This is a genomic window from Gilvibacter sp. SZ-19 (genome assembly GCF_002163875.1).
Classification (GTDB): domain Bacteria; phylum Bacteroidota; class Bacteroidia; order Flavobacteriales; family Flavobacteriaceae; genus Gilvibacter.
Genome location: NZ_CP019333.1, coordinates 2576522 through 2601901 on the forward strand (window position 1 = coordinate 2576522; position 25380 = coordinate 2601901).

At 44.9% G+C, this 25380-nt stretch carries 26 protein-coding genes and 1 tRNA gene; 15 read left to right on the plus strand and 12 right to left on the minus strand.

The features are described from left to right. Positions 1–20: 20 nt before the first annotated feature. Positions 21–1280: a nitrate/nitrite transporter gene (locus BTO09_RS12020; RefSeq protein WP_087525015.1), complete on the minus strand. Its 1260-nt coding sequence runs from the start codon at positions 1278–1280 to the stop codon at positions 21–23. A 32-nt stretch (positions 1281–1312) separates the two neighbouring features. Next, positions 1313–2941: an acyl-CoA carboxylase subunit beta gene (locus tag BTO09_RS12025; protein WP_087525016.1), complete on the minus strand. Its 1629-nt coding sequence runs from the start codon at positions 2939–2941 to the stop codon at positions 1313–1315. A gap of 147 nt (positions 2942–3088) precedes the next feature. Here BTO09_RS12025 and BTO09_RS12030 point away from each other — a divergent pair, with 147 nt between their 5' ends. The 7 genes from BTO09_RS12030 (at position 3089) to BTO09_RS12060 (ending at position 9746) form a co-directional block, all read left to right on the plus strand. Beyond that, positions 3089–3625 carry an NADPH-dependent FMN reductase gene (locus BTO09_RS12030; protein WP_087525017.1) on the plus strand — a complete coding sequence of 179 codons (537 nt, stop codon included), beginning with the start codon at positions 3089–3091 and terminating at the stop codon, positions 3623–3625. Positions 3626–3628: 3 nt separating this feature from the next. Next, the gene (locus BTO09_RS12035) at positions 3629–4066 is read left to right on the plus strand and encodes a MarR family winged helix-turn-helix transcriptional regulator (protein ID WP_087525018.1); all 438 of its coding nucleotides are present in this window, start codon (positions 3629–3631) and stop codon (positions 4064–4066) included. A gap of 15 nt (positions 4067–4081) precedes the next feature. Then, a complete protein-coding gene (locus BTO09_RS12040; protein ID WP_087525019.1) occupies positions 4082–4960 on the plus strand; it encodes a pirin family protein in 879 nt (292 codons plus the stop codon). 93 nt (positions 4961–5053) lie between these two features. After that, the gene (locus tag BTO09_RS12045) at positions 5054–5236 is read left to right on the plus strand and encodes a CAL67264 family membrane protein (protein ID WP_087525020.1); all 183 of its coding nucleotides are present in this window, start codon (positions 5054–5056) and stop codon (positions 5234–5236) included. A gap of 12 nt (positions 5237–5248) precedes the next feature. After that, on the plus strand, positions 5249–6940 hold the full coding sequence (ettA, locus tag BTO09_RS12050; RefSeq protein ID WP_087525021.1) for an energy-dependent translational throttle protein EttA: 1692 nt from the start codon (positions 5249–5251) through the stop codon (positions 6938–6940). After that, positions 6940–7635, plus strand: coding sequence for an HAD family hydrolase (locus BTO09_RS12055; protein WP_369826877.1), 696 nt, complete (start codon positions 6940–6942; stop codon positions 7633–7635). The genes ettA and BTO09_RS12055 overlap by 1 nt, the downstream gene beginning before the upstream one ends. Positions 7636–7718: 83 nt before the next feature. Next, on the plus strand, positions 7719–9746 hold the full coding sequence (locus BTO09_RS12060) for a S9 family peptidase (RefSeq protein ID WP_087525022.1): 2028 nt from the start codon (positions 7719–7721) through the stop codon (positions 9744–9746). Here the strand turns inward: BTO09_RS12060 and BTO09_RS12065 are convergent. Genes BTO09_RS12065 through hutI form a run of 5 tightly spaced genes read right to left on the minus strand, consistent with a single transcriptional unit; the run spans position 9736 to position 14400 of the window. Further along, entirely contained in the window at positions 9736–10164 is a 429-nt protein-coding gene (locus BTO09_RS12065) for a hypothetical protein (protein ID WP_087525023.1), read from the minus strand. The genes BTO09_RS12060 and BTO09_RS12065 overlap by 11 nt on opposite strands. Then, positions 10154–10936, minus strand: a complete 783-nt coding sequence (locus BTO09_RS12070; RefSeq protein WP_087525024.1) for an MBL fold metallo-hydrolase — start codon at positions 10934–10936, stop codon at positions 10154–10156. The genes BTO09_RS12065 and BTO09_RS12070 overlap by 11 nt, the downstream gene beginning before the upstream one ends. 60 nt (positions 10937–10996) lie before the next feature. Beyond that, positions 10997–11455 (minus strand): GNAT family N-acetyltransferase, encoded by a 459-nt coding sequence (locus BTO09_RS12075; RefSeq protein ID WP_087525025.1) that lies wholly within the window; start codon positions 11453–11455, stop codon positions 10997–10999. A gap of 3 nt (positions 11456–11458) precedes the next feature. Next, on the minus strand, positions 11459–13153 hold the full coding sequence (ftcD, locus tag BTO09_RS12080; RefSeq protein ID WP_087525026.1) for a glutamate formimidoyltransferase: 1695 nt from the start codon (positions 13151–13153) through the stop codon (positions 11459–11461). 5 nt (positions 13154–13158) lie between these two features. After that, complete coding sequence (gene hutI, locus BTO09_RS12085) at positions 13159–14400, minus strand: imidazolonepropionase (protein WP_087525027.1); 1242 nt, start codon at positions 14398–14400, stop codon at positions 13159–13161. A 95-nt stretch (positions 14401–14495) separates the two neighbouring features. Between hutI and BTO09_RS12090 the strand changes: the two genes are divergently transcribed. The 5 genes from BTO09_RS12090 (at position 14496) to BTO09_RS12110 (ending at position 18471) form a co-directional block, all read left to right on the plus strand. Further along, on the plus strand, positions 14496–15665 hold the full coding sequence (locus tag BTO09_RS12090; protein ID WP_087525028.1) for a PLP-dependent aspartate aminotransferase family protein: 1170 nt from the start codon (positions 14496–14498) through the stop codon (positions 15663–15665). 6 nt (positions 15666–15671) lie between these two features. After that, on the plus strand, positions 15672–16388 hold the full coding sequence (bshB1, locus tag BTO09_RS12095; RefSeq protein WP_087525029.1) for a bacillithiol biosynthesis deacetylase BshB1: 717 nt from the start codon (positions 15672–15674) through the stop codon (positions 16386–16388). An 89-nt stretch (positions 16389–16477) separates the two neighbouring features. Continuing rightward, positions 16478–16553: transfer RNA gene (locus BTO09_RS12100), tRNA-His, on the plus strand. 533 nt (positions 16554–17086) lie between these two features. After that, positions 17087–17548 (plus strand): hypothetical protein, encoded by a 462-nt coding sequence (locus BTO09_RS12105; protein ID WP_087525030.1) that lies wholly within the window; start codon positions 17087–17089, stop codon positions 17546–17548. A 254-nt stretch (positions 17549–17802) separates the two neighbouring features. After that, positions 17803–18471, plus strand: coding sequence for a hypothetical protein (locus BTO09_RS12110; RefSeq protein ID WP_157663503.1), 669 nt, complete (start codon positions 17803–17805; stop codon positions 18469–18471). Between the two features lie 9 nt (positions 18472–18480). On the opposite strand, the gene BTO09_RS12115 is transcribed toward BTO09_RS12110, so the two are convergent. The 3 genes from BTO09_RS12115 to BTO09_RS12125 form a co-directional block, all read right to left on the minus strand. Then, complete coding sequence (locus BTO09_RS12115) at positions 18481–19032, minus strand: hypothetical protein (protein ID WP_087525032.1); 552 nt, start codon at positions 19030–19032, stop codon at positions 18481–18483. A gap of 111 nt (positions 19033–19143) precedes the next feature. Next, on the minus strand, positions 19144–19839 hold the full coding sequence (locus BTO09_RS12120; protein WP_087525033.1) for a helix-hairpin-helix domain-containing protein: 696 nt from the start codon (positions 19837–19839) through the stop codon (positions 19144–19146). Next, positions 19836–20288, minus strand: coding sequence for a hypothetical protein (locus BTO09_RS12125; protein WP_087525034.1), 453 nt, complete (start codon positions 20286–20288; stop codon positions 19836–19838). Before BTO09_RS12125 ends, BTO09_RS12120 begins: the two co-directional genes overlap by 4 nt. 163 nt (positions 20289–20451) lie before the next feature. Between BTO09_RS12125 and BTO09_RS12130 the strand changes: the two genes are divergently transcribed. Both BTO09_RS12130 and BTO09_RS12135 read left to right on the plus strand, forming a co-directional pair. Next, positions 20452–21123 carry a hypothetical protein gene (locus BTO09_RS12130; protein ID WP_087525035.1) on the plus strand — a complete coding sequence of 224 codons (672 nt, stop codon included), beginning with the start codon at positions 20452–20454 and terminating at the stop codon, positions 21121–21123. A gap of 198 nt (positions 21124–21321) precedes the next feature. Further along, complete coding sequence (locus tag BTO09_RS12135) at positions 21322–22272, plus strand: hypothetical protein (RefSeq protein WP_087525036.1); 951 nt, start codon at positions 21322–21324, stop codon at positions 22270–22272. A gap of 146 nt (positions 22273–22418) precedes the next feature. Here the strand turns inward: BTO09_RS12135 and BTO09_RS12140 are convergent, their stop codons facing one another. Then, a complete protein-coding gene (locus tag BTO09_RS12140; protein ID WP_087525037.1) occupies positions 22419–23150 on the minus strand; it encodes a bacteriorhodopsin-like in 732 nt (243 codons plus the stop codon). A 104-nt stretch (positions 23151–23254) separates the two neighbouring features. On the opposite strand from BTO09_RS12140, the gene BTO09_RS12145 reads away from it, so the two are divergent. Beyond that, positions 23255–24139 carry a Brp/Blh family beta-carotene 15,15'-dioxygenase gene (locus BTO09_RS12145; protein ID WP_087525038.1) on the plus strand — a complete coding sequence of 295 codons (885 nt, stop codon included), beginning with the start codon at positions 23255–23257 and terminating at the stop codon, positions 24137–24139. Positions 24140–24205: 66 nt separating this feature from the next. Here the strand turns inward: BTO09_RS12145 and BTO09_RS12150 are convergent, their stop codons facing one another. Then, positions 24206–25222 carry a M28 family metallopeptidase gene (locus BTO09_RS12150; RefSeq protein WP_087525039.1) on the minus strand — a complete coding sequence of 339 codons (1017 nt, stop codon included), beginning with the start codon at positions 25220–25222 and terminating at the stop codon, positions 24206–24208. Positions 25223–25380: the final 158 nt, after the last annotated feature.

Sequence of the window (25380 nt, forward strand, 5' to 3'; positions counted from 1 at the left end):
TTGTACCAAAAGGTACGGATTTATTTTCTGTTGATGCGATACAAAATGGTCGAAGCAATAAGCCCCAACGTAGCAAAGCCACCGAGCATCAAAAAGACATAACGATAGCCTTGAGCTCCTGGCCAATTGTCTATTAAGTAACCCATGGCCGGACTGGTAAAGATATCTGGGGTGTATCCTATAAGGGAGATCAACCCAACGGCAGTTCCCGTGAGCAAGACAGGGACCTTGCTCTCTTTTAAGGTTGCAAAGTACAAGGCTCTGGCACCATAAATGCCCGTAGCGCATAGCAGCACTCCCATAATGAAGAAGTAAGTGCTATCCGCTTCAATAAAACCGAAGCCAAACAGCGAGGCACCAAAAACACTCAACACAAAGCTTATAACAAGCCACAGTGTCACCTTATTTCTATCGGCCAAAAACCCGAAGAGCAAGCCTGTTATAGGTCGTAAGTATAGCAGGGTAGCACCAGTTTTGGCGGCATCCACTTCGTTATACGCCATGACATCTCTGGCGTAGCGAGAAAAAACATCGGTCAATTTATAACCGACGTAAGCAGATAATATAATGATCATTAAAAGCCAAATGGCTGGGATCTTAAGCACAGAGCGTATTTCTGGCCAGCTTATTTTGTTTAGGGTGGTTTGCTCGTCGGATCCCGTTTTCATGAATAGCCAAACCAATAGGCCGATCACACTTACTATCGCAGTTGTGGTATAGATCACATAAGAGAAAACCTCTTGGCGCTCGGCCGGACTGATCTCTTGAATATCCGCAGAAGAAAAGGCTGCTAAGATCCAAATACCCATGGAAGCAAAAAGGGCACCGACCAATCCGCGTCCGCCATCAAGTATGCCAAAGGCTCGGCCTTGACTTTTGTCTCCACCCCAAATACGAGTGGCTTTGATCATGGCGGCCCAGAACAGAAAAATGGTCGTAAAACCCCAGTATCCGAAGAGTATTTTTAACCCTGATATAGAAGGATAGGTAGCCATATAAAGTCCACCTAGAGCTGTTGCCCAGAGAGAAACAGCCATTAATTTACAGGCTTCGTATTTGTCGGCGAGTGGTCCTCCAAAAACATAAGCTCCAAAAGCCACTATACCGTAAATGGATTGTGCGGCACCAATTTCAAAGTTGGTTATACCAAAGGCGTCTAGAAAAGTCTTCCCAAATACACGAATGAGCACAAAGGGTAAGATAAACACGGCTTCGCCGGCCAAAATGAGCAGGAGCAAATAGAGTGATCGTTGTTGTTTGGATGTTAGCTTAAGGCTCAAATTCTAGTATGAATAAGGCCAAGTTACAACAATTAAACTTGTAGCACGCCCATATTAAAAGGCTTCTCTATTGGAGCATTATTTGCGGCTTCTATCCCCATGCTTATCCAAGTTCTGGTGTCCATAGGGTCAATTACCGCATCGGTCCAAAGGCGAGCAGCAGCATAATAGGGTGAGATCTGCTCGTCATAACGGGCTTTGATCTTGTCGTAAAGGGCAGATTCTTCTTCCTTCGTGATCTCTTTGCCGGCTTTCTTTAAAGAAGCCGTCTCGATCTGTAGCAATACTTTTGCTGCGGAGTTTCCACTCATCACCGCAAGCTCAGCGCTTGGCCAAGCAGCAATAAGGCGCGGGTCATAGGCCTTGCCACACATGGCGTAGTTCCCTGCTCCATAGGAGTTCCCAATGACTATGGTGAACTTAGGAACCACACTGTTACTTACAGCGTTCACCATTTTGGCGCCATCTTTAATAATGCCTCCGTGTTCACTTTTTGAGCCAACCATAAAGCCAGTAACATCTTGTAAGAAGACCAATGGAATTTTCTTCTGATTACAATTGGCTATAAAGCGTGTTGCTTTATCTGCGGAGTCACTGTAGATCACTCCACCGAACTGCATTTCTCCTTTTTTGGTCTTAACGATCTTGCGTTGGTTAGCGACTATCCCTACAGCCCAGCCGTCAATTCGGGCATATCCCGTTAAAATGGTTTGGCCGTAACCGGCTTTGTATTCTTCGAACTCCGAATTATCTACCAAACGCTCTATGATCTCTCGCATATCGTATTGTTCGGCTCTAGAGGCGGGGAGCAGTCCAAAGATCTCTTCCTGGTCTTTGCTAGGCTTGGCTGCCGCAATTCGATTAAAGCCCGCTTTGTTGGAATCGCCCAACTTGCTCATCAGGTTCTTTATGGTGGTCAGCGCGTCGGCATCGTCTTTAGATTTGTAGTCGGTCACCCCAGAGATCTCACAATGGGTAGTAGCGCCACCAAGAGTTTCGTTGTCTATGGTCTCTCCAATGGCCGCTTTAACCAAGTAACTCCCAGCTAAAAAGATACTTCCTGTCTTGTCAACTATTAAGGCTTCGTCGCTCATGATCGGCAAATAAGCGCCTCCGGCAACACAACTGCCCATAACTGCCGCTATCTGCACTATGCCCATGCTACTCATTACTGCGTTGTTCCTAAAAATGCGTCCAAAGTGTTCTTTATCTGGAAAGATCTCGTCTTGCATAGGTAAATACACTCCAGCACTGTCTACCAGATAAATGATAGGCAGGCGATTCTCTATGGCGATCTCTTGGGCTCTTAAGTTCTTTTTAGCTGTGATGGGGAACCAAGCTCCCGCCTTTACGGTGGCATCGTTGGCAACAACCACACATTGTACTCCCTTTACGTAACCAATCTTAACCACAACACCACCAGAAGGGCAGCCGCCGTGCTCTTGATACATGCCATCGGCGACAAAAGCACCGATCTCAATACGCGGTTTTTTTGGATCCAACAAGAAGTCGATCCGCTCACGTGCAGTCATTTTACCTTTTGCGTGCTGCTTTTCGATGCGCTTTTCTCCACCGCCAAGCTTGACTTTGGCCAAACGATTTCTAAGGTCTGATCGGAGTAATTTATTGTGGTCTTCGTTTTTGTTGAAGCTGAGATCCATAAAGTGAATTTTGTCAAAATTACGAAATAAGCTAGGATTCCATCCGCAGTAAAAATATAAAAGCTTCTAAAATATTTACATGGAAATAGTTTCCTTGGAAAATAAATTTATTCTTCCTAACTTTGTATCAGAAATTTAAAACCAGTTATGAAGAAGATAATCGCCTTTGGGGCAAGCAACAGTAAAAACTCGATCAATAAACAATTAGCAACTTATACAGCCAAGCAGGTGGATGGGGCGGAAGTAACCGTCTTGGACTTGAACGACTATCCGCTACCGATCTACGGGATAGATTTGGAGAACGAAGCGGGAATACCTGAAAATGCGCATCGCTTTTTAGAGGAGATTAAAGCTGCAGATGGGATAGTGATCTCTTTTGCAGAACACAATGGAGCCTATGCTACCGTTTTTAAGAACTTATTCGATTGGATGTCGCGTATAGACGGAAAATTGTGGTCTGAGGTTCCTATGTTCCTTATGGCTACTTCGCCTGGAGCCAGAGGCGGACAGACGGTATTAGATATTGCCGCAGGACGCTTTCCTTTTATGGGGGGTAATGTGATCTCCAAATTCTCTTTGCCGAGTTTCGGGTCAAATTTTAGCGAAGAGGGAATAACAGACCAAGAGTTGGCTGCTGCCTTTGAGGCGCAGTTGAATCCTTTTCAAGCAGCTGTAATGGGATAGTTTATGGGCGATCTTTCTAAGGAAATACAATCTAAATTCAGCTCGGAGCGAGCCAAGGCCTTGATCAATATCTTGTATACCGCAAGCTGGATCAGTGGCCACCAGAATGCTTTCTTTAAGCCTTATGGGATCTCTCCGCAGCAATACAACATACTGCGCATCTTGCGCGGAGCAGGTGGACCAATGCCCACACAGACGGTAAAAGAACGGATGATAGATCGCGCTCCCAATGCCACCAGACTTATGGATAAACTGTGTGCGAAAGATTTGATGATCCGTATTCCTTGCGCCTCAGATAGACGCGTAGTGCATGTAGAAATAACCAAAGCCGGATTGGCTTTGTTAGAAGAAATTGGCAGTGATCCGAACAATCACTTGCTGCAAAACTTAACAGTTCAAGAGGCCAAACAGCTCAGTGGGCTTTTGGACAAAATTAGATAAGAAAGGAACATTATAATGAAAAGAGCAAGTGTTAAACAATTAGGTCAGAGTCCCTTTGTGAATATGGGGCCGATAGAACTCAGACAGCCGATCCCTACGCGGAGTATAGATATGGTCGATCCGTTCGTATTGCTGCATCACTACGGGCCGTATGAGATCAGTCCGGAGTCCAACCCCTTTGATCTGGGCCCCCACCCACACCGAGGCTTTGAACCCATTACCTTTTTGATCCAGGGCGAGCAATTGCACCGGGATTCCTTGGGAAATGAGAGTGTGGTTAGAAGTGGAGATGTGCAGTGGACCACAGCGGGCCGCGGTATCATACATGCCGAAGCCCCAACCAAAGAGTTCGTCCAGCGCAGCGGAACCCTAGAAGGGATTCAGCTTTGGTTGAATCTTCCGGCGGCCAAAAAAATGATTCCAGCGAATTACCAGCACGTTCGCGATGCGGAATTTGAGGTGTATAAAGGAGAAGACGGTTTGTCTACCGTACAGATCGTAGCGGGCAACTTAGCCGATAAAAAAGGTAAAATAGCAACCCAAACGGCCGTAAATGCCTTTATGCTTAAAATGGAGGCCGGAGCTGTTTTGGAACTGCCTTTAGATAAGACGCATTATTCCCTGTTGTATCTCTTGCATGGAGCGGTCAATATAAATGGCCAATACAACCTTATGGAAAAAGCCGATCAATTGGTTACTTTTGAGCAAGACGGTGATAGTGTGTTAATTAAGGCCAATGAGGCTGCACAATTGCTGTTTTTAAGCGGAGAACCATTTCACGAAGAGGTTGCCAGCTGGGGACCTTACGTTATGAATACACAGACAGAGATCATGGAAGCCTTGAGAGATTATCAAATGGGCAAAATGGGCTATCTGTCTGTAAGCGCAGGATAAGGATTAGGAAACCGACCTGCCATCTAAGCAGCCTTCGGGCTGCTTTTTTATTAAAAATGTCCGATATTTGTTTTCCTCACAAAAACAACAATTATGGGAATGAATAAAAACACCGTTCTGGCCTGGGCAACTACAATAATGATCTTGGTTGGAATTGGACTTATAGCTATGGGCGCTTTTAAATATGACGATGTAGCCGGATGGGGCTTTGCCGCCGTGGGTATAGGATTTTTTTGCATTGCCTGGGTATTCAATGCGCTCAAAGGACGCGTATAACACACTGTATATATGAGTGACGATAAGAAGGTCATCTTTTCGATGTCCGGGGTTTCTAAAACCTATCAATCAACCGGAAAACAAGTACTAAAAGACATTTACCTAAGCTTCTTCTACGGAGCCAAGATCGGGATCTTGGGTCTTAACGGTAGTGGTAAATCTACGCTGATGAAGATCATTGCCGGGGTAGAGAAGAACTACCAAGGCGATGTGGTCTTTGCCCCTGGTTTTACCGTGGGCTTGTTAGAACAAGAGCCAAAGCTAGATGAATCTAAAACGGTCATCGATATTGTAAAAGAAGGTGTACAAGAGGTGGTCGATGTACTGGATGAGTACAACAAGATCAACGATATGTTCGGTTTGCCGGAAGTCTATGAGAATCCAGACAAAATGCAGGAGCTCATGGACAAGCAAGCCAAATTGCAAGACAAGATAGACGCCACCAATGCCTGGGACCTAGATACCAAATTGGAGATCGCTATGGACGCGCTTAGAACGCCTCCGCCAGAAACTCCTATAAATGTATTGTCTGGAGGAGAGCGACGCAGGGTTGCTCTGTGCCGTTTGCTGCTTCAAGAACCAGATGTTCTTTTATTGGATGAGCCTACCAACCACTTGGATGCGGAATCCGTTCATTGGTTGGAGCATCATTTATCACAGTACAAAGGAACCGTGATCGCCGTAACTCACGACCGTTATTTCTTAGATAATGTTGCCGGATGGATCTTAGAATTAGACCGAGGAGAAGGTATCCCTTGGAAGGGGAATTATTCTTCCTGGTTAGATCAAAAGGCCAAGCGCTTGGCTCAGGAGCAAAAGCAAGCCAGTAAGCGTCAAAAGACCTTAGAGCGTGAATTGGAGTGGGTGCGAATGGCTCCAAAAGGACGTCAAGCCAAACAAAAGGCACGTCTGAACAATTATGACAAACTGATGAGTCAAGATCAGAAACAACTTGACGAAAAACTAGAGATCTATATTCCGAATGGGCCACGCTTGGGAACCAATGTTATCGAAGCTACTGGAGTTTCTAAGGCTTATGGGGATAAATTGCTTTATGAGGATCTGAATTTCAAACTGCCTCAAGCAGGTATTGTTGGGATCATCGGACCTAACGGAGCAGGGAAGACCACCATTTTTAGAATGATCATGGGCGAGGAAACCCCAGACAAAGGATCGTTCACAGTTGGAGATACTGTAAAGCTGGCCTATGTAGACCAAAGCCATTCTAACATCGATCCAGAACGCAGCATTTGGGAAAACTTCTGTGATGGGCAAGAGCTGATCATGATGGGCGGAAAACAAGTCAATTCTAGAGCCTATTTGAGTCGATTTAATTTTGGAGGAAGTGATCAGAATAAAAAAGTGAGCACGCTCTCTGGAGGAGAGCGCAACCGCTTGCACCTGGCCATGACCCTAAAAGAAGAAGGGAACGTTCTGCTACTGGATGAGCCTACCAACGACTTGGATGTGAATACCCTGCGTGCCTTAGAAGAAGGTTTGGAGAATTTTGCCGGCTGTGCCGTAGTGATCTCTCACGACCGTTGGTTCTTAGACAGGATTTGTACACATATCCTAGCTTTCGAGGGCGATAGTCAGGTCTATTTCTTTGAAGGTAGTTTTAGCGATTACGAGGAGAATAAGAAAAAGCGTTTGGGTGGCGATCTTATGCCAAAACGCATCAAATACAAAAAACTGATCCGCTAGTGGAATTGCACCACATCAAGGCCATTGCGTTTGATGCCGACGACACCTTATGGGTGAACGAACCGCTGTTTCGACAGGCAGAGGAACGCTTTTGCGAATTGATGGAACCTTTTGCAGAAAAAGAAGATTGCAATAGGGAGTTGTTCGGTTACGAGATGCAAAACTTGCCGCTTTACGGTTATGGCATTAAACCTTTTGTATTGTCTCTTATAGAGGCCGCCATGCGCATCTCGGACAATAAGGTTCCTCTAAGGACCATAGATCAGCTAATTGCGATGGGGAAGGAGATGTTGGAAGCCCCCGTGGAGGTTTTGGATGGTGTAGAAGATACCTTAGAAGGCTTGGTGGGCAAGTATCGCTTGGTGGTCGCTACCAAAGGCGATCTGTTGGATCAGCAGCGCAAGCTAATTAAATCAGGGTTGGAGCCCTTTTTTCATCATATAGAGATCGTTTCTGATAAGACTCAGAAAGAATACAACAAATTGGTGCGGCATTTAGACGTTCGCAACAAGGAATTCCTTATGGTAGGTAATTCGGTCAAGTCCGATATTCTGCCTGTGCTAGAGATAGGTTCTTACGCAATTCATATCCCATTTCATACCACCTGGGAGCACGAAGTGGTCAAGGAACCTGTGGAGCATCCGCATTTTAAAGAGTTGTATCAGGCTACGGAATTGTTAGCTCTTTTGGCCTGATAATACACCAATAGCGTTGTTCCTTTTTTGGGTATGCTTGTGGATTCGATCCTTTTATTAACTTGTAAAGCAAACTCACAACTATGCGTACACTTTCCCTCTGTTTAGCCCTGTTTTTAGCCATTACAACCACTGCCCAAGAGGTATTCCAACCTCTGGATGTCTTTGAACTGGAATATGCCGGAGATCCGCAGATCAGTCCAGATGGGAGTCAAATTGTTTACAGACGCACGGGCTTCGATATAATGGAAGACCGCTCTTTTGGTAATTTGTGGTTGCTGAGCGCAGATGGAAAGGTCCACCAAAAACTAACTCCTAATGACGTAAGTGAAGGGAGTGCACGTTGGTCACCTAGTGGCGATCGATTGGTTTACAGAAGCAGTTCAGACAAAGGTTCGGAGATCTTTGTTATGTGGATGGATAGCGGCCGTACGTCACGTTTGACCCAGTTGGAGAAATCTCCCTCTAATTTAACTTGGTCACCTGACGGCAAGTGGATCGCCTTTACTATGAAAGTAGATGCCAAAGCTCCGGTTATTGCGCAGATGCCTTCCAAGCCTAAGGGTGCCAAATGGGCCGATGCCCCTAGAATCACAGACCGCTTAAAGCACGAGGCCGATGGTGCGGGTTATCTAAAACCTGGTTTTACACACATTTTTGTTGTGCCCGCCAGCGGAGGAACCCCTAGACAATTGAGTAGTGGCGATTTTAATCACGGGGGATCTTTGAGCTGGACACCAGATGGCAAACAACTCCTTTTTTCTGCCAATAGAAATCCGGATTGGGAATATGATTTTAGAAACTCGGAAGTCTACGCCTTAACAGTTGCAACGGGAGACATTAAGGCCCTGACAAGCGCTGCTGGGCCAGACAGAAGCCCTGTAGTTTCTCCAGACGGCAAAACAGTAGCCTATTTAGGGTATCAAGACAAGGTGCAGACCTATCAAGTTACACGACTTCGACTCATGAACGTGGACGGAACAAATAAGCGTGAAGTGTTGACCAATTTGGACCGATCTGTGAAGGATATCCAATGGTCTGCAGATGGCAAGCGTATTTATTTTATGTATGACGAATTTGGAGACACCAAAGTGGCGCAATACAATTTAGGAGGTTCTCACAAAGTGGTGGCAGAGCACATCGGCGGCACAAGCTTGGGAAGACCTTATGCGAGCGGAAGCTATAGCGTTTCTAAGCGCGGCGATATTGCCTTTAGTTTGTCTAAACCAGACCGTCCGGCAGAGGTTGCATTACTTATGGCGAAGAGTGCCAAACCCAAACAACTCACAGCCCTTAACGAAGATCTGTTAGGTCATAAAACCCTCGGAAAAGTGGAGGAGTTGTGGTACAAGGCCAGCACAGACGGAAGAGACCTGCAAGCTTGGGTGGTTTATCCTCCCAATTACGATCCGAATAAAAAATACCCTATGATGATAGAGAACCACGGGGGGCCAATTTTAAATTATGGCGACCGTTTCTCTGCGGAGATACAACTCTATGCTGCAGCTGGTTATATTGTTTATTATCCGAATCCACGGGGAAGTACCGGTTATGGTGAAGAATTTGGGAATTTGCTGTTTAACAACTATCCGGGCGATGATTATCAGGACGTGATGGATGGAGTAGACGTGCTTATAAGCAAAGGCATCGCTCATGAAGACCAACTCTTTGTCACTGGCGGTAGCGCAGGCGGGATCATGACGGCTTGGATCATTGGTAAGAATAATCGTTTTGAAGCTGCCGTTGTGGCCAAACCAGTAATGAACTGGATCAGTAAGACCTTGGTGGCAGACAATTACTACGGATACGCCAACAGTCGTTACCCGGGGCAACCTTGGGAGAATTTTGAAGGCTATTGGAAATTCTCACCGATCTCTTTGGTCGGTAATGTTGAGACCCCAACCATGGTCATGGTAGGTATGAATGACTTGCGCACGCCACCTAGTGAGGCCAAGCAATTGTACCACGCTTTAAAGCTGCGTAAAATAGAAACCGTACTGGTAGAGATTCCCGATGCTTCGCATGGTATTGCTTCCAGACCGAGCAACTTAATCACCAAAGTAGCGCACACCTTGGCATGGTTCGATAAATTTAGAACCCCTAAGAACTAAGGGAAGTTTCGTTTTTTCTGCGGATTCTACCTATGAGTTTGTAGCTCAAAAAATGACTTATCGCGAGTATAGCTGCTGCCCAAGCAAAGGTCTCCTTAAAATAAGGGGCCAAATAATTGGTTTGACCGTCGGTGGCTTTCCAGAGTTCAAAGGTCACTAAAAACGCTACCCAAGACATGAGTCTTATTCCCAGACGTTTGTGGCGCTCGTCCACACTGAAAAGCAGAAAATGAACCAAGACCATCACGAGCAGTGAAGGGATACTTATAACAAAGAAGATCCACAACAGCAGTAACCAAGAGCTCGCGTCAAACACATTAGACGGCGCATTGACCAACAAATAAATAACTGTAAGAATCAAAATATTGGTGATCCAAAAAACCACCAAGCCATCGGTAGACTTCAATTTACTGGGCATACCAATCTTTTTGAATTACAGAGATCTCTTTTCCACCAGCGTCTACAATAGCTTTAAACTTAGCTACATCGCTCAGTCCATTGGCTCCGCGGTAGTGATAAGGGTAGACAGTAGTAGGCGCAAATTCTAGAACCGCATCCGCAGCACTTTCTACCGTCATTGTATAAGGCAAGTTCATACAAACAAAAGCGATATCGATATTCTCTAACGCTCTCATTTCTGGGATGTCTTCTGTGTCTCCGGAAATGTATAGGCGTTTGCCGTCTGACTCAAGGACATAACCATTTCCGCGTCCTTTGACGTGCTTATCTTTGTCTTCTTCTCGCAAATTGTACATCGGAATAGCCGTGATTGCAATATCATAACGAGTTTTGGTCTCTCCATTGGCTAGCACATCTAGCTGGGCCGTGAAATCGGCTCCCAGACGGTCTGCGCAGGCCTGTGGCAAAACGATCTTAGATTTGTCCGTACTTACTGCAGCCAGAGTCTCTGCATTTAAATGGTCTCCGTGAATATCGGTCACCAAAATAAGATCCGGGCTGTCAAAATTGGCAAAGCGTTCTGCGCCGCCTACTGGGTCTACATAAATGGTGGTATCTCCCCATTGCAAGACCATGGTAGCATGCCCTATAGGGTGGATCTGAAAATCTTTTTCACTTTTTGCAACGGCTGCTGTGGTGTCTGCAGTTGTGTCAACATCCGCTTCTTTTGCGTTGTTTTTACAGCCTACAAGGCTTAAGGCCGTAAAGAGGCCAAGGATTAGTTTTTTCATTCTAAAGGGAATTGATGGGTCTCACAAAGATACGCAGAAATTGAGCAATTTGATAGTCAGTTAATTCAGTGGTAAATACATCTTGATATTGCTGCGCTCGTAAGGTGAATCTGGCTCTACCGGAATTTCCTCAAAACCATACTTTCTGTAAATGTGAATGGCATTCTCTAAAATACGGTTGGAGTAGAGCAGCAGGCCTTTCCAGTTTTGAGATCGCGCAAAAGCAATACAATGCTGCATTAGTTTTTGACCAATGCCCTTGCCACGGGCGGCTGGCGACACGGCCATCTTGGTGAGTTCAAAAAGATCGTCTTCTATTCTCAATAGGGCCACACAGCCCATAACAACGCCAGATTCTACCGCAAAAAAGATATGTCCTCCCGGCCTTATGATATATTGCTCTGCTTTGCTAAGAACTTCTCTGTCGTAATCTTCTACATAAAAGTAAGTTTCCAACCATTCGAGATTGAGTAGTTCAAAGGCTTTGGCATACTGTTTATCGTAGGCAACTATCTGCATTGTTTACATCTTTTCGTTCACCAGGGCGATGGTCTCATTTTCTATAGCCAGTGCCTCCTGATAAATTGCTTCTGCTCGTGCCAAAATATTGTCTGCAAATTCGCGATCCTTAAGGTCTTTGGCATTGATACGCACATTGAAATAGGCGCCTAAAACGGCAGTTTTAGCGCAAAGTATGCCTACGGCGGAGTCTGAAAGAGAACTCTGTAATCCGTCTTTGAGCATGGCTTGCATTACTTCCATAGAATTCCGGGCGGTCTCCATGACCTGAAACGGAATTTCTGTAGCGTATTGAGTCGCCGCTTCAATGGCAGCTTTTCTGGCTGCTACTTCCTGTGGATTGTCTTTAGGCAGTCTAAAGGCATCCATGATCTTATTGAAAGAGTTAGTGTCTTCGTCTACCAAGAAGAGTAATTTATCCTTGTAGGCCTGTCCTTTTTCTGCCCATTTAGAATAGAACTCCCATTTGTCGTCCCAACCTGCTTTATGTGCAGATAAATTGGCCACCATAGTACCCAAGGCCACGCCTAAGGTCCCGACATAAGCGGAGATAGAACCTCCACCGGGAGCCATGGATTCTGCAGCGGTCTCTTCGGCAAAGCCAGAAACAGTCAAATCCACTAGTTTTTTACTGGCGTCTTCTTCTAGCATATACTCAATGATACGGGTCTTGGGGTCAAAGGGTTTTAGATCGTCCAAGCCCAATGACTTTACCGCAATCTTGATCTTTTCGCTTTCTGAGATCCCTAAGGATCTGCTCTGCTTGGTCAGATAAAAATCCGCAGCATCTAACATTGCCTTAAGCGGTACCAAACCAACCAATTCCGAACCTGTTACTCGTAAACCTCTGCGGTCTGCTGCTTTGCAGGTTTCGTCAAAGGCTATGTGCATAGGCGTAATGGATACATTGGTCAAATTGTAGGAGATCTGTGCAATACCGTATTCCTCGATATACCAGCCAATTCCTTTTACAGCCTTGAGCTTTCCGGGGATAAGTACCGGTTCACCGTTTTCGTCCAAAACCTTTTTCCCTGTAATGGGGTTGCCCTCTCGCTTTACACGACCGCGCTCGCGAATATCAAAGGCGATGGCATTGGCACGACGGGTAGAAGTACTGTTCAGGTTAACGTTGTAGGCAATTAAAAAATCTCTAGAAGCTATAGCCGTTGCGCCTGTTTTGGCAACGTTTGCATTGAATTCTGCCGGACCAAAATCAGGCTTCCAATTCGGGTCTGCCAATTTGGTGGACAAACCCTCATATTCGCCTTCGCGGCAATTAGAAAGGTTCTTGCGCTTTGGCTCTTTTGCGGCAGCTTCGTAGAAATACCCGGGAATGCCTAACTCTTTCCCGACACGCTCGCCTAAACGATGAGCATACTGGGCAGTCTCTTCTAAGCTGATGTTGGCTATAGGAACCAAAGGACATACGTCTGTGGCTCCAAAACGCGGATGTTCCCCACTATGGCCACGCATATCGATGAGTTCACTGGCTTTTTTGATCAATAGAAATGCCGCCTCAATAACAGGCTCAGGCTCTCCCACAAAGGTGATCACCGTTCTGTTGGTGGCCGCTCCGGGATCGATATCTAATAGCTTTACGCCAGCTACGGTTTCTACGACATGAGCGATCTCTTGGATCTTTTTAGCGTCACGACCCTCACTGATATTGGGTACGCATTCTATAAGTTGTTTTTGCATTTTAGTTAGTTGGATGAATTTAGGCGTTGCCCGCCAATAATGACTTCTTTAATATGGTTCTGCCCAAAGGAGTAGGGCAGGTATCCAATAGAAGGTATGTTTTCTGTAATGATCAGGTTGGCGCGTTTTCCTTTGGTAATACTGCCAACCTCATTTTCTAAGCCCATAGCATAGGCTCCGTTTATTGTGGCTGCGTTAATGGCTTCTTGTGGAGTCATCTTCATTTTACTACAGGCTGCAGAGACCACAAAGTTCATATTGCCACTCGGTGCTGACCCAGGATTGTAATCTGTGGCTAAGGCCAAAGGCAATCCTGCATCGATGATCCGTCTTGCGGGCGTGTAAGGAATCCCCAAGAAAAAGGAGCAGCCAGGTAAGGCTACAGCTATGGTTTCACTGCCTTTAAGGGCCGTTAGGTCTGCTTTGGTGAATTCTTCTAAATGATCTACACTTAGGGCATTATGGTCAACACCAAGTGCAACACCGCCTTCTGCGGTAAATTGGTTCACGTGGATCTTAGGTCGGAGTTCGTAAGCTGCCGCTGCTCCAAGTAGCTGATCGGTATCGTTCAAGGAGAAATAGCCGTCCTCACAAAATATGTCAATATAGTCCGCTAGACCACTTTCTGCCACTTTTGGCAGCATCTCAGCTATGATGTGTGCTACATATGCTCCAGAAGTCTCAAAGGACTCCGGCACTGCATGTGCCGCCAAAAAACTAGTTCTCACGGGAATATTAAAGGTTTCACCCAATCTTCGAGCTACGCGTAACATGCGCATTTCTGCTTCGAGCTCTAAACCGTATCCACTTTTTATCTCAATGGCGCCAGTGCCCATGTGCATCACAGCTTTTAATCGCGCTGCGGATTGTTGGTATAGCTCCTCTTCGCTAGTATTTTGTAAGGTCTTTGCAGAGTTGAGTATACCTCCACCTGCGGCGGCGATCTCTTGATAAGTCGCGCCTTTGAGCCTTAACTCGAATTCCTTTTCTCGGTTGCCGGCATAGACCAGATGGGTGTGAGAATCGCACCAGGCAGGTAATACGAATGATCCCTGTGCATCGATCACATCGGAAGTGTCATTTTCAGGACAATTGTCCATACTTCCAAAGTCATAGATGCGACCATCTTTTAGGCTGATCCAAGCATTTTCTAATACAGGAAGTTCTTGCATTTGTGCACCACTGAGGTATTTCGGTGACTTTTCACGCACTTGGACTAGGCCTTTGATATTCTTTATAAGGATCATGTAAACACTGCTGCGGTTGTTGGGTAAAGATAACAAAGCTCTCGCGATTTGAGTCTCACATTTTTCGTAATTTAGAAGCATTAAACCACAGGATCATGGCCCAAGGAAAACTCGGCTTAAATACCGTTTGCACGCACACAGGGGAAGTCCCTGACGAGCAGTTCAAAGGAGCGATATCGCCCATATATCTCAGCAGTTCTTACGCCTATGAAGGCGTTGATGTTAAGCGCTATCCGCGCTATTTCAATACGCCCAACCAAGAAGGACTGTCTAAAAAAGTAGCCGCATTAGAGGGCACAGAGGCCGGCCTGATCTTTGGTAGTGGAATGGCTGCTGTGAGCACAACCCTGATGGCCTTTTTGCAAAAAGGAGATCATGTGGTCTTGCAAGAGGCGCTCTACGGAGGTACTTATAATTTGGTTGTGGAGGAATTTGAGAAGTTCGGGATCGACTATAGCTTTACCCAAGGACTCAGTGAGGCGGCTTTTGAGACTGCCATTACCGACAAGACCAAAGTGATCTATGTGGAAACGCCATCTAATCCGCTCATGAAAGTGACAGACCTGGCAATGATAGGTCGATTGGCTAAGAAACACGGCCTGGTGAGCATGATAGACAATACATTTGCATCTCCCATAAATCAGACACCCAAAGATTTTGGGATCGACATTATGATCCACAGTGCGACCAAATATATGGGTGGGCACAGCGACATTTGTGCAGGAGCGGTGGCAGCTTCTCAGGAGCATATTGATAGGATATGGAACTTGGCCAAGAACTTTGGTGGTAGCCTGAGTGATATGACTGTCTGGATGTTGGAACGCAGCATGAAGACCATGGCCTTACGCGTAAAGCAGCAGAATAAGAATGCACTAGAGATGGCCAAATGGCTAGATGCCCGAGAGGAAATAGGACGGGTGTATTATCCAGGTTTGGAGTCGCATCCGGATCACGAACTGGCTAAACGACAAATGCGTGGATTTAGCGGCATGATGTCCTTTGAGCTGGCAGCCGGGATCAATGCCGAGGCCTTTTTAGAAGCCCTTAGCTTAATAAAACCCTCGATGAGTTTGGCGGGAGTGGAGTCTACCATGTTGTTGCCGAGTAAGACCTCTCATTTCTTGTTGGGAGAAGAAGAACGCGCTAGACAAGGAATCTCAGAACAACTTATTCGATTCTCTGTAGGTATAGAAGAAGTAGAAGACATTCAGGCCGATATAGTCGCTGCATTGCAAAAGACAGCGCAAATACAAACTGTAAATTAAGAGCATTTGAAATTAGATATACTGGCCATAGGAGCGCATCCGGACGATGTTGAATTGGGTTGCGGAGCCACGGTGGCAAAAGAAATAGCAGCAGGTAAGAAAGTAGGTATCTTGGATCTTACTCGTGGAGAACTCGGCACCCGAGGCACCCCAGAGATCAGAGAACAAGAGGCCAAGGCGGCTGCAGCAATACTTGGAGTAGAGGTGCGAGAAAATCTGGCCATTCCAGATGGGTTCTTTACCAATTCTAAAGAGAATCAGCTCAAGATCATTGAAATATTGCGCAAATACCAACCGGATATTGTGCTTTGCAATGCTGTAGATGACAGGCACATTGACCACGGCAAAGGCGCCAAACTGGCCAGCGATGCTTGTTTTTTGAGCGGGTTACGCCGAATAGAGACCACCCATAATGGACAGCAGCAACAAGCCTGGAGACCTAAGTTGGTTTACCATTATATTCAATGGAAGAACTTAGAACCCGATTTTGTGGTGAACGTGGGTGATTTCATTAAAAAGAAAGAAGAAGCTGTCTTTGCCTACACGAGTCAGTTTTACGATCCGAATAGCGACGACCCGTCTACGCCAATAAGCAGCTCTAATTTTAAAGAGAGCATAAGTTACAGAGCTAGAGACCTGGGGCGTTTGATAGGTGTGGACTACGCCGAAGGATTCACGGTAGAACGCTATGTGGCCGTAGACAGCTTATACGATTTGAAGTAAAATTTTTTTGGCCCGCATATTGCGCTGTGGAATTAAAGTGATTATATTTGCCTCCGCTTATTAGCAAACCAGTATGATAATCGAAAAATGGTGGTTGTAGCTCAGCTGGTTAGAGCGCTGGATTGTGGTTCCAGAGGTCGCCGGTTCGAACCCGGTCTTCCACCCAGTAAAGCCTTCGCACGCATGTGCGAGGGCTTTTTTTGTACGCCAAAGCGATGCTTGCATTAGCTTTGAGCGGACAAAAAAAGACCCCAACGGCGAAGCCGTTGAGGCTTTACTAGCAGGTTCCTCCTCACGGATCACAGCCATTTGCGCAGCAAATGGCTGTAACGCGAACTTCTGGATTCAGCTTGCATCAGCTTTGAGCGGACAAAAAAAGACCCCAACGGCGAAGCCGTTGAGGCTTTACTAGCAGGTTCCCCCTTTCCGGATCACAGCCATTTACGAAGGAAATGGCTGTAACGCGACCTCTTGGTTCAGTCTGCTCCAGCTTTGAGCGGACAAAAAAAGAACTGCAATCGTAGATTGCAGTGGGCTTTACTAGCAGGTTCCCCCTCCCGGATCACAGCCATTTGAGAATCAAATGGCTGTAACGCGAACCGTGGAGTTTTCAAACAAGTTTATGTCGAAATATCTCTTTATATTTCGATAGATAGTATATTCTAAATAAATCTCTCCCCAGCCATATTAACTATCAAATGAAAATTAATTTTAACATTCTCGTATTATTTTTTGTTTTCAATAACTGCACAGGCCAATTCAATTCTGATAATTGGAAGAATGCCTCATCAGCTATAGAATCTCGAGATAATATTCGCAAGAATATGGTCCAAGACTTAATGGATAACCACTTAAAAGAATCGATGACTAAAGAACAGATTCTTGAGATGCTAGGCACTCCTAACAATAGTTCTACTGAGAATCGTGTAGATCGGAAGGTAGCGAAGACTTTACCGGATTCTCTATCGGCTAAAAAAATAGTTAAACTTCCAAAGCAAGATCAAGCGAATCGAATAGAAGAACTGGCGAAATGGAGAAAAGCTCATGCCGAGACAATGGATTTATTTATCTATAATATAGGTTGGGCGGAAATGGATCCAGTATTCTTGTATGTCCGCTTCGAAGATTCCAAGGTTATCGATTATTGGACAGGTAAGTGATACAACCCCGTACCCCCGCGCCAGCGATAGTAGCGTAAACCCCACAGTGAGTATAACGAGCGAGGAGTTGCAGCGAATAGCGCGACCGTGAAGTGAACTTGTTCTACTTCACGGGGCGCCCAACATAAACGTCAAGCAGGTCACTTACCCTATGTGAATAGTTATATAAGTCACTTAAAGGGAATTGTTTAACTTGTAGCATCACAATACACCTTTGAAAGTCAAAGACCTAAGTGTTCAATAAAATATATCTAATGAAATCTATACTTGTTATTTTAAGTACTCTGGTTCTAAGTTCCGGTCTGGCTCAGGACAATTGCAGCAGTTTGTATCCGACTACAGAGGGGCAGACGCTGGTTATTCATCAATTGGATAAAAGAGGGCGATTAGAGACCATAATCGACTACACCATAACCGATGTACATTCGGGTGGGATGACCATAAACACAGAGATCAAAGACAAACGCGGCAGGAGCATTACCCAAAGTAGTTTCGACGCTATTTGTGAGGGGGGAGTGACGCGTCTGGATCCGACCTCACTTATGTCTGCACAAATACGACAGTATGAAGGGATGGAATACAGTATAAGCGGAGACGATATCTTTTATCCGAATTCCTTAAGTGTGGGTCAGGAGCTACCAGATGCTTCGATAGAGATGCGGGTAGATGCAGGGGTAATGGCTATTACGACCACCATTACTATGACAGATCGGAAGGTAATTGCCTTAGAAACCCTTACCACAGCAGCAGGAACCTTTGAATGCTATGTCGTGACCTATACCAACAGTGTCAGCGTTGGTGGCATGCGACAGAATTTGACTGCCAAACAATGGATAGCCGAAGGCGTAGGGATGATCAAAGAAGAATCTTATAAGGCCAATGGCAATTTAATGACGCAAAGTGTATTGCATGAAATTCGTTAATGGCATGTATTAGTTATCACCTATTAGAATCAATTCGTTATAATGATAGGTAGATAAATACTCCTTACGTAGCGATTCTAAAAACTCAGAAACTTCTATAACTTGCTCATTTTCTGGATGTAATAGGTCCTTTAATGCCGCATCGCGAACGGTAATTACTATGTACCAATGACCATTGCGCGTGCTGTGTTGGTCTTGAAAAATAGGTTCGTTTCCGTTGTCTTCACGTTTGGCATCTAGTAGTATAGGAATAAGGTTAATAGTTTTGGTAGTGCGTTCGCATTCGTAAAAACTTAAATACAATGCTTTACCATTGAGTTCCACGGGTATATTGAATTCTTCTTCCGAGAAGTTCAAGTCGAATTTACTATTGATGTAATAGTAAAATTCGTTCGCAGACTTCGGGTCTTCGAAAACGAAACCATATCCTGAGGGTAGCTCTTTGGAAAACTTTTTAGTCGCTATTAATTCATAAGATTCAATACTTGGTGCAAAACTTAAAGGAATGCATCCTTGAAGCGTAAGAATAAGAATAATGAATTTGACTACTTTTTTGGTCATGCCCGAAAATTATCAAAAATCGCGCCAGGGCCTTAAGAGCAGTTTAATGCACAAGGCAACAAACCAAAAAACCCCGGAATCTCCGGGGTTTTTCATTGTATTTAAAAGGTCTTAGTTCTTTAGATAAACCAATCGCTCCAAACGGGCCAATTCCTTGTCGTCCACATATTTTCCGATCTCCTTGCGGAACTGCTCCATACTGGTGTACGGGCGATACTCTTCGAACTCGTGAGTCATTCTATCGCCAACACCTGGCAAGGCCTTGATATCTTCTTTAGAAGCTGTGTTGAGCTCAACCGGCACAAAGACATAGTTCAGGTAATATTCCACTTGCGCCTCGTCTACATACTTGCCGATCTCTTTGCGGAACTGCGCCACAGAGGTATAAGGTCTATACTCCTCGAATTCGTGGGCCATTTTATCGCCTACTCCCGGGATCTGTTTAAAATCGGCCTCCGGAGTGGTGTTTAGGTTAAAGGGAACAAAGATCTTTTTGTACATATTCTCTTTGCTAACGTCTTCTCCTAATTGCGCAGCAAAGTCAGCAAGCGTCAAATACGGGCGGTTCTCGATCACCTTGGTGGCAAGCTCCTCTGACATACCAATACCTTGAAGTTCTTCTGCCGTGGCCAGGTTTGCGTTTAAAACAACGGTAGCCGTATTTTCAGTTGCTTCGGATTTTTGCTCCGTAGCAGTAGTTTCTGTGGTAGTTTCTTCCGTGGTCTCTGCCTGTTTTTCTGATTTACATGCAGTAAAGCTCAGGGATGCAACTAAGGTCACTAGGAATAATTTGTGCAAAGTTTTCATGATTTTTTATTGATTAATAAGGTGTAAGAATATCCAATTAGTGCTAATGCGATCATACTGCCAGGGGCTAGAGCAGGTAGGGCTCCTGCCAGACTTTCGGTAAACAGCTCCCAGCCTGCAGCTCCGGGTTTCATCTCCAATTCAAACTCGTAATTGGCTTCTAGATGAAGATAGATCCCCACCAGACCGCTTAAGGCATTCAAGCCTAAAACGGCTTTAAAGACTACAAGGCTATGGCTACTTGGCCTAAACAAAACTACTGCAAAACTCAGTAGGGCAGCTGCCAGACAGAGTAGCGGAATAAGCTGTAAGCTATCTTCGTAATGATCTAGCAGATAAAGCTCCATAGCCGTGCCTATCACCATAAAAAGCAGGGCGATAACTAGGATTTTATTGACCGATCTGTGCTGTATTTTTTGCATAAGCCAGACAAAAGTACGGTAGGCCATCGGCTTAAAAAAATTATTTAGACAAATTCTAAATAAAAGTTTTAAGACCTAGAATGCCCTCCTGGCTTGGTCCTTCTAATTCAAGATTTTAACTACCTTTAAAATAGCAAGTATTACCTAAAAAGCGATACTTACTATAGCTACTAAACTAACACCGTACACCATGAGACCATTTTCCTTTCTAGTAATAGGCCTAGGGCTGAGCTGTATTATATCATGCAAAGAAGCTAATAAAAACAATAGCTCAGACACAGAGCAAGTAACAGTTGTTGATACGGCCGCGGTTGCTCAGGTGAATTATATACCTATCGCTTCGGATGAGGCCTTGATACAAACGGCACTGCTAGCTGCGCCAGAAGCGGGAAGGGCAGGAGCTAAGGTTATTGGCTACAATGCAGCGGGAGAATTTGTGACCTTTAGAGAAGGGACCAATGAGTTTATTGTTTTGGTAGACGATAGCAGTCGCAAAGGATTCAATGCGGCCTGTTACCATAAGGATCTGGAGCCGTTCATGGCGCGTGGTCGTGCCCTGCGGGCGGAAGGTAAAAGTCCAGATGAGATCTTCGCCATCCGTGAGGCTGAGGCCAAGGCAGGGACGCTACCAATTCCCACCGGAGCCACCTTGCATATCTATTTTGGGCCAAGTACGAACTACGACCCGGAGAGCGGCGCTGTAGAGAAGGCTAAATTGCGTTATGTAGTCTATATGCCCTTTGCCACTGCAGAGTCTACAGGCTTACCGGAATCTCCCATAGCGGCGAATCATCCCTGGATCATGAACCCTGGAACCCACAGAGCGCATATCATGATCTCACCGATAAATGGTGACCAATAGCTTTTTTGCATCGCATTATATTGAAATAGCTCTTAATTTTGTAAGAAAAAGTAGGGTTTTACCGTATTTTTTGTACGGTTAGTTGATTTGTGTTAAATTCCTCTTGTGAATGTTAGGCCAGTTCCCCGGGACAGACGTTCACCGGTTAACTAACTTAAACAATGATGACTCCCCCAGTTCATCGCAAAACCTCACTTTATGAAAATCCTTAAAAATTCGATTTTAACGGTATTTGCCGTTAGCCTGTTATTTATTGGTTGTACCTCTGAACCCTACACAGAGACCAATGATGTAAACCGCGACCTTGTTGTTGTAGATGATATTGCTGCAGAGGCAGTAACCCCAGTGACCATTGTACCCTGGAGTTCTGGTGATGCTGCTTCGGAATGTGAACAAGCGGGTGCGGGCTGTGATTTCTCCTGGAAGATCGACGATTCGCCTGAGAACGGTATTTATAATACCAACACAGATCAGTACGGTAATACGCCGACAGACTTTGACCTCTCCATTAAAATTCTCAACAGCGATGGGATCTACTTTGATTGGTCTACGGACTATGAAGTATGTGCAGTGATTGTAAAAGGTGGCCCTGGAGCAAATGTATATTATTACCCCGATGGTGCCTGTTCTGATTCGGACCTGCACGCACCTATAAACCCTGCTAATGGCACGCCTTATGGTTTAAGCCACGTGACCTTCTGTTTTTCTGAAACTCCTTGTGATACAGATCCGTCGGAGTGTTTTGAAGATGAAACTGCTTGGGCCGATGGAGAGCGTTACACCAACAGAGGAAATTGGGCAACTTATACCGCCTATCCGGGAGATGGTGAATCGGTTGATATTTATGCAGGAAAGACCAACTACGCCGGAACCGTTACCTTTAATGACAATGGTGATGGAACGGTAGATCTGGATATCGCCTTAGAAGATGGATTTATTTTCTATTACGATATGGCAGACGATTCTGCAGACCACAACATTAAGATCCAAGATTACGATACTAGTCCATCTGGGAATCCAAGCCCTGGACTTTTCGATCACAAGTTTACGGCAAGTGCTGGAGCTTCTAGCATGACCGTTACTGTACCTATGAATGAATTCTACGGAATCCATTTGGATGTAGGTGCAGAAGTACCTTGTGACGGATAATTTCAATGGAAATTGAATGATTGAAAAACCCGCGTTAGTTCGCGGGTTTTTTGTTAAGCTACAATGCATTAAAAAGAAAACCCTCCACGATAGCCTGGAGGGTTTTCCACATGCGCCCTAGGCGCAAATCACATAAGTGGGTGTGCTTACTGGTCTGTCGAAGTTTGTTGCACTGCTAGGTTGTAAATTACAAGCCCAAATCCGATCTTGTTGATCGCATCTGCAATATTGTAGAATACGTCCATGCTCAATCCGCCAAAGATTCCTTCATACCATCCTGGGGTACCAGCCATGTAACCGATTGGGTAAATTGCCCATCCGACCAACACGAACCAACAAAGGATCTTGTGTGAGCTCGCTACTGAACCACCAGCCTGCTTGGCGAGCTTTGCAGCACCACCGAGCCAGATCTCGTAAACAATAACGAAGTAAGCGATACCAGAGATAAGACCCCATAACCAGGCATTGTCTCTGTCCACACCTTCTCCCCAGTATCCTGTTACCAACATCACTACGGAAAGCAAGATAAGCTTCCACATGAGTGATTTTTTGGCTCCGGCCACTTTGAGGATCAAGTAGAACTCCACACACATTAGTGGAACGGTAAGAATCCAATCCACATAACGGAAGAAGGTTGGCGATTCCATATTGGTTGCCCAATAATCGCGCATGTACCAATAGTGTACTGCAGCTATGAACGTGATGAGTCCAGAAACGAGAATCGATGTTCTCCATTTGCGGTCAAAACTGTTCATAGACAAAAAGAAGAAGGCAGAAGCTGCCATCATGGCCATGCACCCTACAAAGAAGGTGAAGCCTACGTAATCGTCTGGCGCCAACTTAGGAACCAGTGAAATAAGGTTAGCAAAATTTTCCATATACGTATGAATTATTAAATAAAATGTTTAAATAAAATTACGAATAATTAAACAAAAAATACGTACTTTGTTTAATAAATTAACATATTCGTTAAACAATATAAATGGTTAAAACACGGGAAATACTGATTATCATTACGTTTTTCAGCCTTTGGCTAACGAATTATTTTGAGGCCGGATCACAGTCAATTTTAGCATTTAGCTTGCTGTTTTCTGTAGGTTTATTGCACGGGTCTAACGATCTGCAACTTTTAGGACGTACTTTTTTTAAGAAGAAAAAGACGACTTTTTACACCAGATTAGCACTTTATTTGGCCGTAGTGTTTGCTGCATTCAGTTTGTTCTTTACAGCACCTCTGTTGGCGCTTTTCTTGTTTATAGGCGTAAGTGGATATCATTTCGGAGAACAACACTGGGACGAATACCTAGGCAGAAGCCCGCTCAATAAGCTGTTCTTTGCGGCTTATGGTTTGGGTATATTGTTCTTACTTTTCTTTTTGAATCCGGTGGAGACCAGCCAGGTAATCGAACAGTTGACACAGTTTGCCGTACCCAAAATGTGGTACGCCTACGGTCTTTTAATTGCAGCAGGCCTTTTTGCGATTATATTACCTTATTATATAGGAGCTAAAATGATCAGTCCTCCAAAGGCAGTTCAAGAACTTTTTTTGCTTGTAGTGTTTGCGGTTCTGTTTCGATGGGCGTCCTTGGTATGGGCCTTTACCATTTACTTTATCTTTTGGCACAGTGTGCCTTCCATAAAAGAACAGGTCGCTTATCTATACGGTAAGGTCAACAAACAAAGTGTGAAAAAATACCTGCGTGGTGCTATTTGGGTATGGCTGGCATCTATAGTTGGTTTGGTGGTTTTCTTTAAGCTGATGGAAGGCGGGAATCAATCTTTTCTCACCATTTTCTTTTCGTTCTTAGGAGCTATTACCTTTGCTCATACGGTTATCATAGCGCGTATGTTTGATCAGCAGGAATAGTAATTGAAGTTAAAAGCACTAAAAAAACCGGCACTAGGCCGGTTTTTATTTTTTTATACTGTTTGCTTAAGGCTTAACCTTATCTGCAGTGATTCTACCCTCGCGATTGGCCACTTCCCAAGCCGTTAGGAAGATGAGTTGCGCACGCTTGGCCATAAGTTCGTATTCGATCTTGTCTGGCGTATCTGTGATCTGGTGATAATCTTCGTGAGTACCGTTAAAGTAGAAGATGATCGGAATATTGTTCTTGGCAAAGTTGTAGTGATCTGAACGGTAGTAAAAACGATTCGGGTCGTTCTCGTCATTATAGGTATAATCCAATTCTAGGTTTACGTATTTGCTGTTGATCATCTCAGAAACATCGTGCAACTCTTGACTCAACTTATCGCTACCAATAAGGTAGATATAATCCGGTCCGCCGGCCTTGTCTGGGTCTATACGACCGATCATGTCCGTATTTAGGTTACAAACCGTGTTTTCCAATGGATAGACAGGATTGTCAGTATAGTAACGCGAACCGTACAAGCCAATCTCTTCTCCGGTAACGTGCAAGAATAGAATGGAACGCTTAGGGCCATTCCCCTCCTTTACGGCTTGTTGGAAAGCCTGAGCCATTTCTAACATAGACACGGTTCCGCTTCCGTCATCGTCTGCGCCGTTATAGACATTGCCTTTTTTGTCGGTTCCTACGTGGTCGTAATGCGCAGAAAGCACGATCACCTCGTCAGGGAACTCAGATCCTTTAATAAATGCTAATACGTTTTCTGAATCTTTAGGGTCTCTAGCGCGAGAGAAATAGCTAGCGGGAATCTCTTGGTAGTAGTCTTCTGCAGTTACGCCTCCGGCTATACCTTCGGCCTTGTAGAAGTTCACTAAGTATTCTGCGGCCATTTTTTGACCTTCAGAACCTGTCATACGCCCTTGCATTTCATCGCCGGCAAAGGTGTATAAATGCGATTTAAGATCGTCTACAGTAATGGTCGAAGCATAATCGACATTGGTCTTGGTGACTTTTTTTGCATTTTGAGCCGGTCCGCAGCTAATGACAAAGCCCGTAAGTAGCGCTAATAAAGTGTATTTCATTCTGAGTTTATTTGCTTGATTTTGATCGCTAAAGATAACAGAATCCCACAGTCTTTACTGTGAAATATTTGTGAAAACAAATCCGCAACTTCTAGCACGTAAAAACACCCGATTTTAAAAATACCCGCTAAGGGGGAGCAATTTTTCACAAGCTCCCT